Source organism: Pseudomonas sp. QS1027, assembly GCF_002814235.1.
Classification (GTDB): domain Bacteria; phylum Pseudomonadota; class Gammaproteobacteria; order Pseudomonadales; family Pseudomonadaceae; genus Aquipseudomonas.
Genome location: NZ_PHSU01000004.1, coordinates 355402 through 375637 on the forward strand (window position 1 = coordinate 355402; position 20236 = coordinate 375637).

The 20236-nt window shown below is 61.6% G+C and carries 18 protein-coding genes; 15 read left to right on the forward strand and 3 right to left on the reverse strand.

Features of this window, described 5'->3' with window-relative positions; all coding sequences use genetic code 11:
* The first annotated feature begins 11 nt into the window (after positions 1-11).
* Genes CWE01_RS05285 through CWE01_RS05300 form a run of 4 tightly spaced genes read left to right on the forward strand, consistent with a single transcriptional unit; the run spans position 12 to position 3645 of the window.
* On the forward strand, positions 12-980 hold the full coding sequence (locus CWE01_RS05285; RefSeq protein ID WP_100939479.1) for a hydroxymethylglutaryl-CoA lyase: 969 nt from the start codon (positions 12-14) through the stop codon (positions 978-980).
* On the forward strand, positions 977-1372 hold the full coding sequence (locus CWE01_RS05290) for a VOC family protein (protein ID WP_100939480.1): 396 nt from the start codon (positions 977-979) through the stop codon (positions 1370-1372). Before CWE01_RS05285 ends, CWE01_RS05290 begins: the two co-directional genes overlap by 4 nt.
* Positions 1369-2310, forward strand: a complete 942-nt coding sequence (locus tag CWE01_RS05295) for a D-2-hydroxyacid dehydrogenase (protein ID WP_100939481.1) — start codon at positions 1369-1371, stop codon at positions 2308-2310. The genes CWE01_RS05290 and CWE01_RS05295 overlap by 4 nt, the downstream gene beginning before the upstream one ends.
* 30 nt (positions 2311-2340) lie before the next feature.
* Positions 2341-3645, forward strand: a complete 1305-nt coding sequence (locus tag CWE01_RS05300; RefSeq protein WP_100939482.1) for a dicarboxylate/amino acid:cation symporter — start codon at positions 2341-2343, stop codon at positions 3643-3645.
* Here CWE01_RS05300 and CWE01_RS34170 read toward each other — a convergent pair.
* On the reverse strand, positions 3566-3931 hold the full coding sequence (locus tag CWE01_RS34170) for an antibiotic biosynthesis monooxygenase (RefSeq protein WP_157815184.1): 366 nt from the start codon (positions 3929-3931) through the stop codon (positions 3566-3568). The two genes, CWE01_RS05300 and CWE01_RS34170, sit on opposite strands and share 80 nt — an antisense overlap.
* Before the next feature lie 208 nt (positions 3932-4139).
* Between CWE01_RS34170 and CWE01_RS05305 the strand changes: the two genes are divergently transcribed.
* Positions 4140-4994: a helix-turn-helix domain-containing protein gene (locus CWE01_RS05305; protein ID WP_100939483.1), complete on the forward strand. Its 855-nt coding sequence runs from the start codon at positions 4140-4142 to the stop codon at positions 4992-4994.
* Between the two features lie 22 nt (positions 4995-5016).
* Here CWE01_RS05305 and CWE01_RS05310 read toward each other — a convergent pair whose 3' ends face one another.
* On the reverse strand, positions 5017-5595 hold the full coding sequence (locus tag CWE01_RS05310; RefSeq protein ID WP_100939484.1) for a TetR/AcrR family transcriptional regulator: 579 nt from the start codon (positions 5593-5595) through the stop codon (positions 5017-5019).
* A 170-nt stretch (positions 5596-5765) separates the two neighbouring features.
* Here CWE01_RS05310 and CWE01_RS05315 point away from each other — a divergent pair, with 170 nt between their 5' ends.
* The 3 genes from CWE01_RS05315 to CWE01_RS05325 all read left to right on the forward strand — a co-directional run bounded on the left by CWE01_RS05315 (position 5766) and on the right by CWE01_RS05325 (position 9786).
* Positions 5766-6635: an alpha/beta fold hydrolase gene (locus tag CWE01_RS05315; protein WP_100939485.1), complete on the forward strand. Its 870-nt coding sequence runs from the start codon at positions 5766-5768 to the stop codon at positions 6633-6635.
* Positions 6636-6729: 94 nt separating this feature from the next.
* Positions 6730-7728, forward strand: coding sequence for an NADP-dependent oxidoreductase (locus CWE01_RS05320; protein WP_100939486.1), 999 nt, complete (start codon positions 6730-6732; stop codon positions 7726-7728).
* A 438-nt stretch (positions 7729-8166) separates the two neighbouring features.
* On the forward strand, positions 8167-9786 hold the full coding sequence (locus CWE01_RS05325) for a methyl-accepting chemotaxis protein (RefSeq protein WP_100939487.1): 1620 nt from the start codon (positions 8167-8169) through the stop codon (positions 9784-9786).
* Positions 9787-9862: 76 nt separating this feature from the next.
* On the opposite strand, the gene CWE01_RS05330 is transcribed toward CWE01_RS05325, so the two are convergent.
* Positions 9863-11920, reverse strand: a complete 2058-nt coding sequence (locus CWE01_RS05330) for a carbon starvation CstA family protein (protein ID WP_100939488.1) — start codon at positions 11918-11920, stop codon at positions 9863-9865.
* Positions 11921-12082: 162 nt separating this feature from the next.
* Here CWE01_RS05330 and CWE01_RS05335 point away from each other — a divergent pair, with 162 nt between their 5' ends.
* From CWE01_RS05335 to CWE01_RS05365, 7 genes are all read left to right on the forward strand, one after another.
* Positions 12083-13444: a cache domain-containing protein gene (locus CWE01_RS05335; RefSeq protein ID WP_100939489.1), complete on the forward strand. Its 1362-nt coding sequence runs from the start codon at positions 12083-12085 to the stop codon at positions 13442-13444.
* Positions 13445-13474: 30 nt separating this feature from the next.
* Positions 13475-14107 carry a response regulator transcription factor gene (locus CWE01_RS05340; RefSeq protein ID WP_100939490.1) on the forward strand — a complete coding sequence of 211 codons (633 nt, stop codon included), beginning with the start codon at positions 13475-13477 and terminating at the stop codon, positions 14105-14107.
* Positions 14108-14229: 122 nt separating this feature from the next.
* On the forward strand, positions 14230-14553 hold the full coding sequence (locus CWE01_RS05345; protein ID WP_100939491.1) for an antibiotic biosynthesis monooxygenase: 324 nt from the start codon (positions 14230-14232) through the stop codon (positions 14551-14553).
* On the forward strand, positions 14540-14833 hold the full coding sequence (locus tag CWE01_RS05350; protein ID WP_100939492.1) for a LysR family transcriptional regulator: 294 nt from the start codon (positions 14540-14542) through the stop codon (positions 14831-14833). Before CWE01_RS05345 ends, CWE01_RS05350 begins: the two co-directional genes overlap by 14 nt.
* Positions 14834-14981: 148 nt before the next feature.
* Positions 14982-15629 (forward strand): gamma-glutamylcyclotransferase, encoded by a 648-nt coding sequence (locus CWE01_RS05355; RefSeq protein ID WP_100939493.1) that lies wholly within the window; start codon positions 14982-14984, stop codon positions 15627-15629.
* Positions 15630-15795: 166 nt separating this feature from the next.
* On the forward strand, positions 15796-16980 hold the full coding sequence (locus CWE01_RS05360; protein ID WP_100939494.1) for an efflux RND transporter periplasmic adaptor subunit: 1185 nt from the start codon (positions 15796-15798) through the stop codon (positions 16978-16980).
* Positions 16981-16995: 15 nt separating this feature from the next.
* Positions 16996-20235: an efflux RND transporter permease subunit gene (locus CWE01_RS05365; RefSeq protein WP_100939495.1), complete on the forward strand. Its 3240-nt coding sequence runs from the start codon at positions 16996-16998 to the stop codon at positions 20233-20235.
* The last annotated feature ends 1 nt before the right edge of the window (position 20236 follow it).

Sequence of the window (20236 nt, forward strand, 5' to 3'; positions counted from 1 at the left end):
GAGGAATACCCATGCAACGTCTTTTCCTGCAGGAAGTCGCCACCCGTGACGGCTTCCAGAACGAAGCGCGGTTTATCGAAACCGCCGACAAGATCGCCCTGATCGACAGCCTCAGCCAATGCGGTTTCGCCAAGATCGAGGTCACCTCGTTCACTTCGCCCAAGGCCATTACCGCGCTGCGGGACGCCGAAGCGGTGATGCACGGCATCCGGCGTCATCCGGCGGTGGAATACACCGTGCTGGTGCCCAATGTGCGCGGTGCCGAGCGGGCCCTGGGGTGCAATATCGATGAAGCCAACCTGGTGATGTCGGTCAGCGAACCCCACAACCGTTCCAACCTGCGCATGACTCGCGAGCAGTCGTTTGCCCAGCTCAGCGAGGTGTTCAGCGTGATCGGCCAGGCACCGGTGGCGATCAATGTGTCGTTGTCGACGGTGTTCGGCTGCCCGATGCAGGGCGATGTGCCGGTGGGCGAGGTGTTGCACTGGGTCGAGCGCTTTGCCGAACGGGGCGCCCGTGGCGTGACCTTGTGCGACACCACGGGCATGGCCTACCCGAGTCAGGTCGAGGCGCTGTCCCGTGCGGTGCGTGAGCGTTTTCCGGCGCTGCAACTGACCCTGCATTTCCACAATACCCGTGGCATGGCCCTGGCCAATGCCCTGGCGGCCATTGATGCCGGTGTCGACCGTTTCGACGCATCCCTTGGCGGCCTGGGCGGTTGCCCCTACGCGCCAGGGGCCAGTGGCAACGTCTGCAGCGAAGACCTGCTGCACATGCTGCAGTTGATGGGCTTCGACACCGGGGTCGACCTGGACCGCGTATTGGCGGCGGCCGCGCAGTTGCCGGGCCTGGTCGGCCACGAGATTCCCAGCCAGATCCTCAAGGCCGGCAAACGCCTGGACCTGCACCCGATACCCGCCCATGTCGCCAACCTGGAAAAACAGGTGCCGTCGACCCGAACCCAGGAGTTGCAACCATGATCGACCATCTTGACCACCTGGTGCTGACCACCATCGACCCGGTGGCCGCCGAGGACTTCTACGTGCGAGTCATGGGCATGCAGGTGCAGACCTTTGCCGGCGGGCGCAAGGCATTCGCCTTCGGCCAGCAGAAAATCAACCTGCATGTGCGTGGTCACGAGTTCGAGCCCAAGGCGCACCTGCCGGTGCCGGGGGCGCTGGACCTGTGTTTTATCGCTTCGATCCCCCTGGACCAGGTGATTGCTCATCTGGCCCGCGTCGACTGGCCAATCATCGAAGGTCCGGTGCTGCGCACTGGCGCCACCGGGCCGATCCGCTCGGTGTATGTGCGTGATCCGGACCTGAACCTGATCGAGATTTCCGAACCGGTACAGCCGGAGCCTGCAGCATGAAGGTGGTCTTTCTCGACAGCGCCAGTCTGCCCGTGGGCCTGGCGCGCCCGGCCTGGGTCACGGACTGGCAGGACCGTCCCGACACGACTCCGGAGCAAGTGGTGGACGCCGCCCGCAATGCCGATGCCGTGATCACCAACAAGGTGCGCATCGGCCGGGCCGAACTTGAGCAACTGCCCAACCTGAAGTTTATCTGCGTCGCCGCCACCGGTTACGACTGCATCGACCTGGCGGCCTGCCGTGATTTCGCCGTGACGGTGTGCAATGTTCCGGCCTACTCGGCGCAAAGTGTCGCCGAATCGGTGATCGCCTCGATCTTCGCCCTGCGTCGCCAGCTGTTCGCCTACCAGGCCGCCGCCGTGCGGGATTGGCCGGGTTCGCGGCATTTCTGCGTCCATCGCGCGCCGATCCGGGATGTGCAGGGCAGTGTGCTGGGCATCATCGGCAAAGGCGGCATCGGCCAAGCCACGGCCCGTCTGGCGAGTGCCCTGGGCATGCAGCTGCTGTATGCCGAACACCGTGGCGCGATCCCCGTGCGCAAGGGTTACCAGGCGTTTGAAACGGTTCTGGCGCAAAGCGATGTGATCTCGCTGCACTGCCCGCTGACCGAGCACACCCGCCACCTGATCGGTGCCGCGGAACTGGCGCGGATGAAATCCGGTGCCTTGCTGATCAATACCGCCCGCGGACCGTTGGTGGATGAGCTCGCGCTGCTCGCCGCGCTGGACAGCGGCCGTCTCGGCGGTGCAGCCCTCGATGTGCTGGGCCAGGAGCCGCCGGCGGCTGACCAGCCCTTGCTCACCCACCGCCATGCCAACCTGATCGTCACGCCCCATGTGGCCTGGGCCAGCCAGAGCAGCCTGCAACGCCTGGCCGATGGCATCCTCGGCAACCTGCACGGCTACTACTCGGGGAACCTGATCAACCTCGTTTCGTAACGGCTTCACCCCCAACAAGAAGGTCGACCCATGACAACAATAACAATAGGAAAACCGCGCCCTTCAAGACTGCGCGGAGTGTTCCGCCATCTGTATGTGCAGGTGCTGCTGGCGATCGTGCTGGGCATTGTCTTCGGGCATTTCTACCCCAGCCTCGGCGAAGAAATGAAGCCGCTGGGCGACACCTTCATCAAGCTGATCAAGATGCTGATTGCGCCAATCATCTTCTGCACCGTGGTCAGCGGCATTGCCAGCATGCAGAGCCTCAAGCGCATCGGCCGGGTCGGGTTCAAGTCGCTGCTGTACTTCGAGGTGCTGACCACCCTGGCGCTGGTGGTCGGATTGATCGGCGTCAACCTGATGCAGCCCGGTGCCGGCATGCACATCAACCCGGCGAGCCTCGATGCCCATGCCATCGACAGCTACAGCAAGCTGGCCCATGAACAGAGCGTGGTGGGGTTTCTCACCCATATCGTGCCCGGTACCGTGTTCGGCGCCTTTGCCGAGGGCGATATCCTCCAGGTGCTGTTTATCTCGATTCTGTTCGCCTTTGCCTTGCAGATGCTCGGTGCCGCCGGCAAGCCGTTGCTGAACCTGATCGACCTGGTGGCCCAGGCGTTTTTCCGCATGGTCAGGATTGTCATGTATGTCTCGCCGTTGGGCGCCTTCGGCGGCATGGCCTTTACGGTCGGCAAGTACGGCGTGGGCTCTCTCGGGGCGTATGGCAACTTGCTGATCTGCTATTACGTGACGGCGCTGTTTTTTGTCTTTGTGGTGCTCAATCTGGTGGCGCGGCTGGCGGGTTTCAGCCTGTGGCAATTTCTCAAGTACATCCGCGACGAACTGTTCCTGGTGCTGGGGACTTCGTCTTCGGAGTCGGCCTTGCCGCGCTTGATGGGCAAGCTGGAGCGCCTTGGCTGCGAGAAATCGGTGGTGGGCCTGGTGGTGCCTTCGGGTTACTGCTTCAACCTCGATGGCAGCTGTATCAACATGACGGTGTTGGCGATTTTCATTGCCCAGGCGCTGGATATTCCCCTCGACCTCTGGCACCAGGTGACCTTGCTGTTCATTCTGCTGCTGACCTCCAAGGGCGCGGCCAGTATCACCGGCGGGGCGTTCATCACCCTGGCGGCGACCCTCGGCAGCCTGGATGTGATCCCGGCGGCGGGGTTGGTGCTGGTACTGGGGGTCTACCGGTTCATTTCCGAGGGCGGGGCGTTGATCAATGTGATCGGCAACGGTGTGGCAACGCTGTTTATCGCCAAGTGGGAAGGGGCGCTGGACGAAGAGAGGCTGGCGGCCGAATTGCACAAGGGTTGTGCCCGGGAGCACTGAGCACAAAGGTGCCGAACTTGAGGGTATCGGCCAGTCGCTCCAGCGTCAGGGCGAACAGATCCGCCAGGCAAGGCAGGCTGAAGTGCGCTTCCATGGTAGCCAGCGCATTCCAGTAGCCGGTCATGATCCAGACGTCATGGCGTGAAGAGCAACGCGTCAGGCTGTAGGAGGCGCAGCCTGAGAGCGCCCGCAAGGTTTCAACCAATGCGTCCAGTCGAGCCTGGAGGGTCGTTGAACAACTATCTTTTGCGTGGATTTCAACGGTGCTGATGGCAACGAGGTGCATGGGATTTACCTAAGTCAGGGTGGATAGGCCTGTCTGCATCCAGACCAGCGGGAACCGTGTGGCATTGACCAGCATGTCGGTACTCCTGGGTACTCAATAGGATCACCCACACGATACTCAGCCCCCGACTGGACGTCATTGCGAAATATGGCCACACTATTTTTCAAAACGGCCAAATGCTCGTTCAGCCCCGAGGCTCACTTCCTTGATGAAAACTTCATGCGACGATCTGGCGGGCTCACGGGATGTCGATAACATTCCCCGTCCTGTCTACGCCTTGAATGCCTCCCTGGTCTCCGAAGGCTGGGAGCATGCCAAGCACCAGCACCGCAAGGCACAACTGCTGTATTCGGTACGCGGCATCCTCAATTGCGAGGTCGAGGATGGGGTCTGGATCGTGCCGCCGCAATGCGCGGTGTGGATCCCGGGCAGCATGCTGCATGTGGCTCGTGGTTCTGGCGAAACGGAGTGCTACTGCCTGTTCATCGAGCCTGAGGCCGTCGCCAATCTACCTCGATTCTGTTGCACCCTTGCGGTCTCGCCGCTATTGCGGGAACTGATCCTGCGGGCGGTGAGCCTGCCACATCTGTATGACGTGCAGGGGCGCGATGCCCGTCTGGTCGCGACGTTGCTCGACGAGTTATGCGAGGCCCCGGTGGAAGACCTGCACTTGCCCATGCCGCGAGACCGGCGGCTACGGCAACTGGCGCAGCGGCTGTTGGACGAGCCTTCGGCCAAGGTGCCGATGAGCGAGTGGGCCACGCGTATCGGCATGAGCGAGCGGAGCATGAGTCGGCTGTTGTTGCAGGAAACCGGCGTGAGTTTCGGCCGTTGGCGCCGGCAGTTGCATATCATCCTGTCACTGCGGCGGCTGACCCGGGGCGAAAGTGTGCAGGCGGTGGCCCTGGACCTGGGCTACGAGAGTTCCAGCGGCTTTGTCACCATGTTCCGCAAGGCGGTCGGCAAACCCCCGGCGCGCTACCTGCTGGAGCGGGTGGCCAACACCACGCGGGAGGGCGACTTCGCCAATGTGCCCGGTATCGTGCTGGGCGCTGATAGCTGAGGGGCGGGGGGCGTCTGAGATTTCAGCGGGTCGGCGGCTGCAGGGGCGCGAGCATGGCCGTGCGACAGACCTCGAGAATCTCATCGGCCAGTGGTGAGTCATCCGGACAGGCACGGGACAACATGACGGCACCGACCGCCTGGGCCAGCCGGTTGATCATCGTTGCCCGCGCGGTGTGCTGATCCACGTCGCCCAGTGCCAGCCTCTCGCGTTCCAGGACGGCGAGGGTGTTTTCGATCCCGTCGGCAAAAGTCGCCTTGATCTCTTCCGATTGACGCGCGGCATCCCCGCAGAGGGCCGCCATCGTGCAACCCACACTGCGGCCATCACGGTGCTCCCGGGACAGGTACAGCGTGACGAACTCGGCCAGGTCGAGGCCGGCGCCATTGGCCAGGGTCTGTGCCAGCCCGCATGCCGCCGACTCCGCCACCAAATCGGCTTTTGAACGGAAATGCTTGTAGAACCCGCCATGGGTGAAGCCGGCCGCCGCCATCAGGTCCGCCACTCCCACGCCGTCATAGCCCCGCTCACGGAACAGCACGGACGCCGTTTCGACGATGTGTGCCCGATTCGCCTGGGCTTGGGCTTTGGTGACTCTCATGCCTCGATGCCTCGTTGTTTCTGCCAACAGTCAGGCGCTCACTATACATAGATGTCGATCGTCATCAAAGTAGTTGACGATTTGGATTATGATCATCATCATAATGACTCGCCACTCTCTGCAAGGCCGAGGTTATGGGCGACACCCCTACGAAACCCACGGAGTCAACAATGAGCCATGCCGAGCAATACCTGCACCTGGGGTCCGCTCCGTCGTATGTCGATGCGGTGAACCGCTCGATCAACGTCGCGGGGACAGCCTTTGCCTACCGTGATCTGGGGCCTCGCGGTGGTGTGCCCTTGATTCTGTTCAACCATTGGGGCGCGGTTCTGGACAATTTCGACCCGCGGATCGTCGATGGCCTTGCCGCCAGGCGTCATGTCATCGCCACGAACTACCGGGGTATCGGCGCCTCAGGCGGAACAGCGCCGCTGACCGTCGCTGAAATGGCTCTGGATGCCATCGCCCTGATCCACGCGCTGGGCTTCGAGAAGGTCGACCTGCTGGGGTTTTCACTGGGCGGCTTTGTGGCGCAGGACATCGCGCTCAAAGCCCCCGGGTTGGTCCGCAAGCTGATTTTGACCGGCACCGGGCCTGCGGGCGGCCAAGGTATCGACAAGGTGGGTAGCGTGTCCTGGCCGTTGATGATCAAGGGTTTGCTGACGCAGCGGGACCCGAAGTCCTACCTGTTCTTCACGACTACGGCCAATGGTCGGCAAGCGGCCAAGGCTTTCTTGAAGCGACTGACGGAGCGCAAACAGAACCGGGACAAAGGTCCCACACCTGCCGCCTTCATGCGGCAATTGAAAGCGATAAAGGCCTGGGGGCGGCAGGCTCCCCAGGATCTGGGGAGCCTGCGCATCCCGGTGCTGATCGCTAATGGTGATAACGACATCATGGTGCCTACGGTCAACTCTACTGATATGGCGCACCGCATCCCGAACGCGCAACTGATCATCTATGCAGACGCCGGGCACGGCGGGATTTTCCAGCACCACGCCGACTTCGTGCCCAAGGCCCTGGCCTTCCTCGAGGCCTGACACTTCGACTCGCCGAACAGGCAGTCTCGGGATTCCGGCGCCGTCCATGCTCACCACGGCGCTTCAACTTCGTCATTCAGAGAGTCAGATCACCATGAAGGCATTTTTCATCGATAGCTATGGCAAGGGGAATGGACAGATTGGCCTGCTACCCGAGCCTGAGGTGCGGGCCAACGACGTTCTGGTCCAGGTCCATGCCGCGAGCGTCAACCTGTTGGATTCCAAGATCCGCAAGGGCGAGTTCAAGCTGATCCTGCCGTATCGCTTTCCCTTGGTACTGGGCAATGACCTGGCGGGCGTGGTGGTGCGTGTCGGGGCCAACGTGCGCCGGTTCAAGCCTGGCGACGAAGTCTACGCCCGCCCGCAGGATGATCGCATCGGTACCTTTGCCGAATTTATCAGCGTGACGGAGGATGCGCTGGCGCTGAAGCCCGGAAACCTCGACATGGGCGAAGCCGCGTCCATGCCCCTGGTGGCACTGACGGCCTGGCAGGTGCTGGTGGAAACCGCCAAGCTGAAGAAGGGGCAGAAGGTGCTTATTCATGCGGGTTCAGGTGGGGTGGGCACTGTCGCCATCCAGCTCGCCAAGCACCTGGGGGCCTTTGTGGCCACGACCACCAGCACAAGCAATGTCGAGTGGGTGAAAGCCCTGGGCGCGGACGTTGTGATCGACTACAAGAAGCAGAACTTCGAGACTGTGCTGCAGGGCTACGACGTCGTGTTGAACAGCCTGGGGTCGGATGTCCTTGAGAAATCGCTCAAGGTGCTGAAACCGGGCGGACAACTGATTTCCATCTCCGGCCCACCGACTCCGCAATTCGCCGAAGAGCAGGGCCTGTCCTGGGGATTGAAGCAGGTCATGCGCCTGTTGAGCCTAGGCATCCGCAGGAAGGCGCGTAAAGCCGGTCTCCGCTACGCGTTCGTTTTCATGCGGGCAAATGGTGCACAGTTGCACGAAATCAGCGCCCTTATTGAGTCTGGCGCCATCAAGCCGGTGGTGGATAGAGTCTTCCCGCTGGAGTCGACCGCTGAGGCATTGAGCTATGTCGAACAGGGCAGGGCGAAGGGCAAGGTGATCATCAAGGTCAGCTAACGGTGAATCGCTGACTCCCCAGGCCCGGGCACCGCGACGGGGCGCGATGGGAACGGTGATCACTATCTGCACTTTTATAGGGCGCCACGGGTGGCGGCTTGCACCAATCAGGGATGGGCTCATGGGTATTTGCCATCATTCGTCCAGGCGTCTCGAATGGTTACCCTAATCAGTGAGTATTGAAGTCCCTCGCGCTGGCGGCTGGCACAAAGGGTGCAATACTCCTTTCAGGTTCACCTCAAGCGCAGTCCTGTGGACGGCCCCTCGCTTAACGACGAGCGGCTGTTCGAACAGGTGAAAGGCAACATCGGTGGATCAGGCAGGGAGGCCTGGTTTCAACACCGTAAAGGAACAGGCAAAGGCGCCTGGAACCGAGAGGTTTCAGGCGTTTTTTTTTGCCGTAACCGTATTCGAAACCCTGATCGGGAAGTGTCTGATATGGCCAAGTTAAGCACGGCACAACGTATTGTCATCGGCTTTGCAATTGCGCCGTTGGTCCTCACTGGCCTGGTGTTGTATGCGTTGCACGATCTGGCAACGCTCAAGGAACAGGCGATGGTGATCGTCAAGCAGGACTGGCCGAAGATCGATCCGATCATGGTCATCGCCACCGGTGTGCGGGATAACGCCAGGAACACCCGGGATCTGCTGCTCGACAAAGACAATCAGCAAGCACAACAGTCCATCGAAACCACCAAAAAACACATCAGCCAGGCCCTTGAAACCCTCGAGCCGTTGCTCGATACCCCAGAGGGCAAGAGCGCCTATGCGACCCTGAAACGGAATCGCGAGGCTTATGTCGCCGCGTTCACCCAAGTGCAGGTGCTGATCAAGCAAGGCACTGTCGATGCCGCCATGACGCAGTTGAAGCAGCAAGTCATTCCCGCCGAGCTCCAAGTCTACCAGAGCCTGGACGCCCTGATGGCGCTGCAAGGGCAGATCTTCGTCGATCGTGAGCGGTCGGCGGAGGAGCTGTACAACGACGCGCGGCGGAACATGCTGGGCTTGTTTGTGCTCTGCCTGGTCTCGGTCACCGCGGCGGCGATCGTCGTCACGCGCAGTGTCACCCGGCCTTTGGGCGGGGAGCCCGATGCGGCCGCGCGGGTGTTGAGTCAAATCGCCCAGGGCGACCTGACGATTCAGGTGCCGCTGAATGCCAGTGGCGCCGATAGTATGATGCTGAACATGCACAAGATGCAGCAAAACCTGAATACGATGGTCAAGGGCATTGCGGCGTCGGTCGATCAGGTGGCCAGTTCGTCCGAGCAGTTGAGCGTGGTCAGCAGCCAGACCCGCAACAGCCTGCAGTTGCAGGGCCAGGAGATCGAGCAGGCGGCCACGGCGGTCAATCAAATGACCGCGGCGGTCGACGAAGTTGCGCGCAACGCCGTCAGCACCAGCGAGGCGTCCAAGGTCTCCGAGCAAACCGCGCAGCGCGGCCGTGAGCAAGTCCAGGAAACAGTGGCCTCGATCGGCACGCTGGCGGATGGCATGACCGATACCTCACAGCGTATCCAGCAATTGGCCGGGCGCGTGCAGGACATCAGCAAAGTGCTGGACGTGATTCGCAGCATCGCCGAGCAGACCAACCTGCTGGCCCTCAACGCGGCGATTGAAGCGGCTCGGGCCGGTGATGCCGGACGCGGTTTTGCGGTGGTCGCCGATGAGGTGCGGGCGCTGGCCCATCGCACCCAGGTCTCGACCCAGGAAATCGAGCAGATGATCGGCAACGTGCGGCAGGACACCGGGCAGGCGGTGAGCGCCATGCAAAGCAGCAGTCAGTTGGTGCAGGCCACCCTGGAGGTCGCGCGGCGCTCCGGCGAGGCGCTGGAGGAGATCACCCGATCGATCTCGCAGATCAACGAACGCAACCTGATGATCGCCAGTGCCACGGAGGAACAGGCCCTGGTGGCGCGGGAGGTGGATCGCAACCTGGTGGGGATTCGTAACCTGTCCGAGCAGGTCTCGCAGGGTGCCCAGCAGACTCACACGGCTGGCCTGGAGTTGGCGCAGATGGCCGGCGCCCTGCACCAGACCGTGGCGCGGTTTAAAGTCTAGGCCGCCGGGCCTCAACGAAAAAGGCTCCGTATCTTTCGATACGGAGCCTTTTTTCATCTGCGTCGGCAATCCTCGATCAAACCTCCGGAATAGCCTGGAAAGGCGACTCCTTATCCGTGCGCTCCTTGGTGCCCCAGGCCGCGACACCGACCTTGATGGCATAGAACAGGATGCTGAAGACCACGAACAGGAACAGACCTGTCAGCACGGCGTTGGTATAGGCGTTGAAGATCACGTGCTGCATCTGGGTGATGTCCTTGGCCGGGGCGATCACCTGGCCGGCGTCCAGCGCGACGCTGTATTTCTTCGCCAGGGCGAGGAAACCGATGGCCGGGTTGGCGTCGAACAGCTTGATGAAGCCGGCGCTGGTGGTGCAGATCAGCAGCCAGGCGGCGGGCAGCAAGGTGACCCAGATATAGCGCTGGCGTTTCATCTTGATCAGCACCACGGTGCCGAGCATCAGCGCGATACCGGCGAGCATCTGGTTGGAGATGCCGAACAGCGGCCACAAGGTGTTGATGCCGCCCAACGGGTCGATCACGCCCTGGTACAACAGGTAACCCCACATCGCCACACAACCGGCGGTGGCGATCAGGTTGGCGGTCCACGACTCGGTGCGCTTGAGCGCCGGGACGAAGGAACCGAGCAGGTCCTGCAGCATGAAACGTCCGGCACGGGTCCCCGCATCCACCGCCGTCAGGATAAACAGCGCCTCGAACAGGATCGCGAAGTGGTACCAGAACGCCATGGTGTTTTCACCCGGCAGCACATGGTGGAGGATCTGCGCGATACCGACCGCGAGGGTCGGCGCACCGCCGGCGCGGGCCAGCACGGTGGTTTCACCGATGTCCTTGGCCACGGCCAGCAGGGCATCAGGGGTGATTGCGAAGCCCCAGCTGGTAACGGTCTGCGCCACGCTCACGGCATCGGCGCCAACCACCGCCGCCGGGCTGTTCATGGCGAAGTAGACGCCCGGATCAATGACCGAGGCGGCGACCATCGCCATGATTGCCACGAAGGACTCCATCAGCATGCCGCCGTAACCGATATAGCGGGCATGGCCTTCGCTGGCCAGCAGCTTGGGCGTGGTGCCGGAGGCAATCAGCGCGTGGAAGCCCGAGACGGCGCCACAGGCGATGGTGATGAACAGGAACGGGAACAGGCCGCCTTTCCACACCGGGCCGGTGCCGTCGACGAACTGGGTCAGGGCCGGCATTTTCAGCACGGGCATGGTGATCAGGATGCCGATGGCCAGGGCCATGATGGTGCCGATCTTGAGGAAGGTCGACAGGTAGTCGCGCGGCGCCAGGATCAGCCAGACCGGCAACACCGCCGCGACAAAACCGTAACCGATCAGCATCCAGGTGATCTGCAGCCCGGTAAAGGTAAAGGCCTTGGCCCAGACCGGGTCGGCGGCAATCTGCCCGCCGAGCCAGATCGAACCGAGCAGCAGGAGCACGCCGACAACGGAGATTTCACCGATGCGGCCCGGGCGGATGTAGCGCATGTAGATGCCCATGAACATCGCGATCGGGATGGTCGCCATCACCGTGAAGATGCCCCATGGGCTCTCGGCCAGGGCCTTGACCACGATCAGCGCCAGCACCGCGAGGATGATGATCATGATCAGGAAGCAGCCGAACAGGGCGATGGTCCCCGGCACGCGGCCCATTTCCTCACGGACCATGTCCCCCAGGGAACGGCCGTTGCGACGGGTGGACATGAACAGGACCATGAAGTCCTGCACGGCACCGGCCAGCACCACGCCGGCGATCAGCCAGAGCGTACCGGGCAGGTAGCCCATCTGCGCCGCCAATACCGGGCCGACCAACGGCCCCGCGCCGGCGATGGCCGCGAAGTGGTGACCGAAAAGAATGTGTTTATTGGTGGGTACGTAGTCCAGGCCGTCGTTGTTGATGACGGCGGGAGTGGCGCGACTGGGGTCCAGTTGCATCACCTTGCTGGCGATAAACAGGCTGTAGTAGCGGTATGCGACGAGGTAGATTGCGACTGCGGCGACTACGATCCAGAGGGCGTTGATGGCTTCGCCGCGGCGCAGGGCCACGACACTCAGCGCAAACGCTCCCAGGACAGCCACGGCAAACCAGACGAGGTGTTTAGCCAGACGGTTCATTGCGTGTCTCCTGCCAACAGTCGGTAGACTGCGGCGGTAATTTTTATAATTGTGTCCGCGGTACGGAGCTGGCCCAATATCCGTGTATGCCGTCAACAAAAGTATCCGCACGACTACGTACGCAGCGTCTACGTAGTTCTACCGAGAAGCCCGGGATTCGCCATGCAGCTCAAGCACAAAATCGTCGCCCTGGGGATCCTGCCCCTGGTCCTGGCTATCGCGGTCATCTGCGCGCTGGTGATTTCCCTGAACCGCCAACTGGGCGATCAGCAGGCGCAACTGATCGAAGACAGCATTCTGGCGAGCAAGCGTGCGGAACTGAAAAACTACGTCGAAATGGCGCAGAGCCTGATCGCGCCGCTCTACGACGACGGCAAGGGGGACGCCCACGCCCAGCAGCAAGTGCTGGAAGAGCTGCGCAAGCTCAGCTTCGGGATCAACGGTTACTTCTTTGTCTACGACCGCCAGGGCCGCAGCCTGATGCACTCGCGGCAGTCGGAGCTGGTGGGCCAATACCTCTGGGACATGAAGGACCCCCACGGCTTGCCGGTGATCCAGGCGCTGCTGAAAAGTGCCGAATCCGGGGAGGGCTTTCAGCGCTACGCCTGGAACAAGCCCTCCACCGGCCAGGTGACCGACAAGCTCGCTTATGTGGTGATGCTGGATAACTGGGGTTGGATGCTCGGGACCGGCATTTACCTTGAGGACGTCGAGCGCGCCACCCAGCAGGCCCGTGACGAGGTGGCCCAGGGCATCCGCAAGACGATGCTGGCGATCGCGGTGGTCGCCCTGGTGGCGGTGCTGCTGGTCTTTGCCAGCGGCATGACCCTGAACGTCAGCGAGCATCGCCTGGCTGACAAGAAGCTTCAGCGTCTGACCCAGCGTATCGTCAGTTTGCAGGAGGAAGAGCGCTCACGGGTTTCCCGTGAACTGCACGACGGTATCAGCCAGGTACTGGTGTCCATCAAGTTTCAGTTCGAACTGGCCAGCCATGTGCTGGAGAAGGGGCAGGACCGGGGGCTGGACATTTTAAGGGAAGCCGTCGAGCGTCTGGGGGAGGCGATTGGCGAGGTCCGCAGTCTCTCCCATGACCTGCGCTCGTCCTTGCTCGACACCCTGGGCCTGCCAGCGGCGATTGGCCAGCTCGCCGCCGAGTTCGAGCAGCGCAGCGGGCTGGTGGTGACCTACGATAACAACGAGTTCGATTGCCAGCTGGTCGATGGACTACCGGTCTCTCTGTTTCGCATCGTGCAGGAAGGCTTGACCAATATTGAGCGCCACGCACAGGCGCACACTGTCTCGATTACCCTGCGCGGGTCCGTCGAGTCCGTACGGTTGACGGTGGTCGATGACGGTATCGGTTTCAACGTCGCCCAGGTCGAACGGCGTCACGCCGGTATCGGTTTGCGTAATATCCGTGAACGGGTCGAGCATTTTGGCGGACGCCTGGAGCTGGCATCGACGCCGGGAAGAAGTGTGCTGGACGTGCTGTTGCCGCTTAAAATGCCCACTACAAAGTCCTGACTCAGCCCACCACAAGAGCGAACGTCCCTGATGAGCCTGCTTTATCCAATCCGCGTCGCCCTGGTCGACGATCACTCCCTGGTCCGGGATGGGATCAAGGCCCTGCTGGCGATCATGCCCGCCCTGGAAGTGGTGGGCGAAGCCGAGAGTGGCGCCGAGGCGCTTGAGATGGTGCGGCGCTGCCAGCCGGACCTGCTGCTGGTGGATATCGGCCTGAAGGACATGAACGGACTCGAGCTGACCCGGGTGTTGAGCAAGACGTATCCGTTGCTGAAGATCCTGGTCCTCAGCATGTACGACAACCATGAGTATGTGAGTGAGTCCGTGCGTTCCGGCGCCAGCGGTTACGTGCTGAAGAATTCCCCTTCACGGGAAATCATTGCGGCCATTGAAGCCATCGCCAGCGGCGGGACCTTCTACAGCGCCGCGATCGCCCAGCGGCTGATCGCCGACAAGCACACCGACAACGAGCTGACCCCGCGCGAAAGCCAGGTGCTGCGCAAGATGGTCGAGGGCATGAACAACAAGGAAATGGCCCGCGAGCTGGACATCAGCGTACGCACGGTGGAGACCCATCGCCTGAGCATCCGCCGCAAGCTCAACATCGACAAGCCCGCGGCCCTGGTCAAATACGCGATTGACCACGGGATCATTTCCCACTGAGGCCCGTCAGCACACGGGCTATTTAATTGTCGCCCTCGTGGCGACGGTGAAGCGCACGGCGCGTTATTTATGCCTACTGGGTGCCCCGACATAATTCAGGCTCTCACGCAGGAGAGTTGATAATGCCCATTGCAGCGATCAATACCATCGAAATAGAAGCCGCTCCCGGACGGGCGGGTGAGGTCGGCACGAAGCTTTCCCATATCGTGCATGCGCTGCTGAACAGTTCGGCGTGCATGGGCTATGGGGTCGCTGACCATCATGCGCTTGAAAACGCCTGGATCGTCACCGGTTACTGGCGTTCCGAGGGGCAGATGCTGGCGCATTTCAACCATCCTGAGTTGATCGGTTTCATGGAGCTGTTGAACAGTGGCCTGATCCGTCGAATCCACTTCAACAGCTTTGTCCTGGGGCGATCTGAAGTTGAACGTCATGTCGGTCAATGAAGTGCCGTTCAGTGGCCTTGATTTGAACCTGATGCTGGTGTTCACCCTGGTTTTCCGCGAGCGCAGTGTCAGCCGAGCCGCCCATTGCCTGAGGGTCACCCAGCCGGCCGTCAGCGGTTCATTGGTCCGTTTGCGTCGCTACTTTGGTGATCCGCTGTTCGTGCGGGGAGGCCAGAGCATGCGCCCCACGGCCAAGGCTCGGGAAATCGCCGGCCTGCTGTTACCGGCCATGGCGCAGATCGAGCTGCTGCTGACCCATCACAAGTGCGCAAAAAACTGATTGTCGGGTTCTGGCGCCGGGTTGTCGGCTGCTTCACCCGCGATTGTCTCCCGAATGGCGACTAACAGTATCACTTCGCGTTATTTATCCGGTTATGGCGTTGCGTCATTATTCAAACATCGGCAGCGAAGATTCAGAGGACGTGGCGATGTTGACGAAACAGCTGATCACCTCCGGCGCTTACCTTGAACACTTTGGTGAAGTGCCAACAGAGATGATGTGGACACTTGAGCGGATCGAGCAGTCCCTGCGCGAAACCCTGGCGACTCGCCCAACTTCTGGCGATGTCTGGGTCTTTGCTTACGGCTCGTTATTGTGGAATCCCCTGTTGAGTTTCACCGGCCAACAGCGTGCAACTTTACACGGCTGGCACAGAAGTTTTTGTATGCGAATCATTGCCGGTCGCGCCACGCTTGAAACACCTGGGCGAATGCTCGCTCTGGAACCGGGTGGTTCGACTCAGGGTGTTGCCTTGCGCTTGACGGAGCAGGTTGCGCAGGAAGAGTTGATATTACTGTGGGTGCGTGAGATGCCGACGGGCGCCTACCGTCCGGTATGGGCGCCGGTCTCTCTGGATGACGGCACACCCATCATGGCGCTGGTGTTTGTCGCCGAGCCGGATCACCCACTGTATGAGCAGGATGCAAGTATTGAGTCGATTACGCCGTTTATTGCTCAAGCGTCAGGCCCCATGGGGACGAATGCGGATTATGTTCGCAAACTGAATGACGCGTTATGCGCCAGCGGTGTAGTGGACGAATATATCGGTGCATTATCGGCAGGTATTGCCCTGTGAAGTAACACCTCAAGCAATGGATTATTTATCTGCAAGGCCCAAGTTCCGGGCGCGGGCCTCTTTGTGCCCGAAATAAAGATGTTCAGGTTTTTAAAGTGTTGCAGGAGAACGAAGTCATTTTTCAATCACGGCTTCCCATGTCATTTAACAAGTAGGAGATAAAGAAATGATCGCCCATCACAAACGACTTTCCGTCGCGTTGAGTGCGCTCTTAGTGGCCGGCACTGCCGGGATCGCCGTGAAGTATGGCGGTCATTTTTCCCCCATCAACGCAGCCCATGCCGCCGAGGTGACCCAGGCGCCGAAGACCGAAGTGGATGTCGCTACTGTCGTCTTCAAGCCCGTCAGTGAATGGCAGGACTATTCCGGCCGTCTCGAAGCCGTGGGCAAGGTGGATATTCGCCCGTTGGTCTCCGGCACCCTGGTTGCCGTGCATTTCAAGGATGGCGCCCTGGTCAGGAAGGGTGATCCCTTGTTCACCATCGACCCACGGACTTACCTGGCTGAAGTGGATCGTGCGGCAGGGCAACTGGCGGCTGCCGAGTCCCGTGCGCTTTACACCGCCACCGATGCCGGCCGCGCGGCACGACTGATCGATCAGAACGCCATTTCCAGGCGCGATTTCGATGAGAAGCAAAATGCCTCCCGTGAAGCCATCGCCAACGTCAAGGTGGCCAAAGCGGCGCTGGATGCGGCCAGGGTCAACCTGTCCTACACCGAAATCAGCGCGCCCATCAGCGGTCGCGTGTCGCGTGCGGAACTGACCGTCGGCAACGTCGTTTCGGCCGGTGCCGCAGCGCCGCTGCTGACCCGTGTGGTGTCGGTGTCGCCCATCTATGCCTCGTTCGATGTCGACGAGCAAACCTACCTGCGCTACCTGAATCAGTCTTCGGCCCAGCCCGCCCCGGTATCCCTTGGCCTGGCCAATGAGGACAGCTTTTCGCGCATGGGGGTCGTCGATTCCATCGATAACCAACTGGACACCCAGTCCGGAACCATCCGCGTGCGTGCCCGCTTCGACAATGCCAGCGGGGCGCTGCTGCCGGGCCTCTACGCACGCCTCAAGGTCGGCGGCGGCAAGCCGTCGGAGGTCGTGCTGGTGGACGACTCGGCGATCGGCACGGACCAGGCGAAGAAATTCGTGCTGCTGGTGGGGGCGGGCGACAAGGTCGAGTACCGCGAAGTCACCCTGGGCAACCTGCATGAAGGCTTGCGCATCATCACCTCCGGTTTGAAAGCCGGTGACCGTGTGGTCGTCAGCGGTGTGCAGCGTGTGCGTCCGAACGACAGCGTCCACGCCAATAGCGTTGACATGGCGAACATCAGCCGTGCCGCGAAGCCTGCGGCCTGACGGGAGAGCATCCTCATGAATATCTCTAAATTCTTTATCGACCGGCCGATCTTCGCCGGCGTGCTCTCGGTGCTGGTGGTGCTGGCGGGGCTGATTGCCCTGACCAAACTGCCCACCGCCGAATACCCGGAAGTGGTGCCGCCCTCGGTGGTGGTTCGCGCCGAGTACCCGGGCGCCAACCCTAAAGTCATCGCGGAAACCGTGGCGTCGCCGATTGAAGAACAGATCAACGGCGTCGAAGACATGCTGTACATGCAGTCGCTGGCCAACAGCGACGGCAAGTTGACCACCACCGTGACCTTCAAGCTCGGCACCGACCCGGACAAGGCCCAGCAGTTCGTCCAGAACCGTGTGGCCCAGGCCTTGCCGCGCCTGCCTCCGGACGTGCAACGCCTGGGCGTGACCACGATCAAGTCGTCGCCGACCCTGACCATGGGCGTGAGCATTACCTCGCCCAGCCAGCGCTACGACCTGACTTACCTGCGCAACTACGCCCTGATCAACGTCAAGGATCGCCTGGCACGGATTCCGGGCGTGGGTGAAGTGGTGATGTGGGGCGCCGGTGACTACTCGATGCGGATCTGGCTCGACCCACAGAAAGTGGCGCGCCTGAACCTGACGGCCACCGATGTGGTCAACGCCATCCGCGAGCAGAACGTGCAAGTGGCGGCCGGTATCGTCGGCGGTGCGCCGATGCTGACCAACGTGCCGATGCAACTGAGCGTCAACGCCCAGGGCCGTTTGAAAACCGAGCAGGAATTCCGCGACATCATCCTCAAGGCCGGCGGCGGGGCGGTGACCCATCTGTCCGATGTGGCGCGGGTCGAGATGGCGGCTTCCGAGTACACCCTGCGGGCGATGCTGGACAACAAGCCGGCCGTGCAGATGATCATCTTCCAGCAGCCCAACGCCAACTCGTTGCAGATTTCCGATGACGTGCGCAAGGTCATGGAGGAGATCAAGCAGGACATGCCGGACGGTGTCGACTACGGCATCAAGTACGACCCGACCCAGTTCGTGCGCGACAGTATTCATGCGGTGATCCAGACCCTGCTCGAAGCCATCGCCCTGGTGGTGCTGGTGGTGATCGTGTTCCTGCAGACCTGGCGCGCCTCGCTGATTCCATTGCTGGCGGTGCCGGTGTCGATCATCGGGACCTTTGCGCTGCTGCTGGGCTTTGGCTACACCATCAACGCCTTGTCGCTGTTCGGCATGGTGTTGGCCATCGGCATTGTGGTGGACGACGCCATCGTCGTGGTGGAGAACGTCGAACGCAACATTGCCGACGGTCTCTCGCCACGGGATGCGACCTATAAAGCCATGCAGGAAGTCAGCGGGCCGATCATTGCCATCGCTCTGACGCTGGTGGCGGTATTCGTGCCGTTGGCGTTCATGTCCGGCCTGACCGGGCAGTTCTACCAGCAGTTCGCGATGACCATCGCCATCTCCACCGTGATCTCGGCGTTCAACTCGCTGACCCTGTCGCCCGCGCTGTCGGCCATCCTGCTCAAGGGGCACGATGCTCCGAAAGACCGGCTGACGCGGATCATGGACGCACTGTTCGGACGCTTCTTCACGCTGTTCAACCGGGTCTTCAACCGTGGCTCGCAAAGCTATGGCCACGGCGTGCGCCGGGTGATCAACCGCAAGCTGGTGATGCTGGTGATCTACGGCATCCTGCTGGGCGGCGCGGTTTGGATGGGGCAGATCGTGCCTGGCGGTTTCGTACCCGCACAAGACAAGGACTACGTGGTCGCTATTGCGCAGTTGCCCAGCGGCGCCACCCTTGATCGCACCGAGAAAGTCGTTCGTGAAATGGGTGATATCGCCCTGGCCATTCCAGGGGTCAGGAACCTGCCGCAGTTCCCCGGGTTGTCGGTCAGCTTGGCCAACTCCCCCAGCAGCGCGCTGGTGTTCCCTGTGCTTGAACCGTCCAAATACCGTTCCAAGGACCAGTCCGCCTCGGCCATCGTGGCGCAGTTGAATGCCAAGTATGCCGGGATCAAGGGCGCAGCGATTGCCGTGTTCCCACCACCGCCAGTGGCGGGCCTGGGGACGGTCGGTGGTTTCAAGCTGATGGTCGAGGACCGTGGCGCGCTGGGCTATGAGGCGCTGAACAAGGCGACCCAGGATTTCCTCGCCGCTGCGGCGAAAGCCCCTGAATTGGGCCCGGCGTTCTCGATGTTCCAGATCAACATGCCGCAGCTGAACGTTGAGCTGGATCGGGTCAAGGCCAAGCAGTTGGGCGTGTCGGTGACGGATGTATTCGACACCCTGCAGATCTACCTGGGGTCGATGTACGTCAACGACTTCAACGCCTTCGGTCGCGTGTACCAGGTGCGGGCACAGGCGGATGCGCCGTTTCGTGCCACCGCTGAAAACATCGGTTTGCTGAAAACCCGCAACGACAAAGGCGAGATGGTGCCGCTGTCGTCGCTGATCAAAGTCACCACCACTTATGGCCCGGAAATGGTCGTGCGCTACAACGGCTATACCGCGGCGGACATCAACGGTGGCCCGGCGCCGGGCTACTCGTCCGGCCAGGCCCAGGCGGCGGTCGATCGCATTGCCAAGGAAGTGTTCCCGCGCGGCATCAAGTACGAGTGGACTGACCTGACCTATCAACAGGTCCTGGCAGGCAACGCGGCAATGTGGGTGTTCCCGATCAGCGTGCTGCTGGTGTTCCTGGTGCTGGCTGCCCTCTACGAAAGCCTGACCTTGCCACTGGCAATCATTCTGATCGTGCCGATGAGCATTCTTTCTGCCTTGCTCGGTGTGTGGCTGACCCATGGCGACAACAACATCTTCACCCAGATCGGCTTGATGGTGCTGGTGGGGCTGTCGGCGAAGAACGCGATCCTGATTGTCGAGTTTGCCCGGGAGCTGGAGATGCAGGGACGCACCATCGTCCAGGCGGCGGTGGAAGCCAGCCGGTTGCGGCTGCGGCCGATCCTGATGACCTCCATCGCTTTCATCATGGGCGTGGTGCCGCTGGTGTTCTCCTCCGGCGCGGGTGCCGAGATGCGCCAGGCCATGGGCGTCGCGGTGTTCTTCGGGATGCTCGGGGTGACCTTGTTCGGCCTGATGTTGACGCCGGTGTTCTACGTGCTGCTGCGCAAGCTGTCGGGTGTGGAACATCTGGTGGACAAGCACGGCAAGCACCCGCACCTGGGCGCTGATATCGGCAGCCATGAACCTTCGGATCACGCTATCCCTTCCACCCAGTCTTCGGTTCGCGCGCCTGAAATCGCGTAAC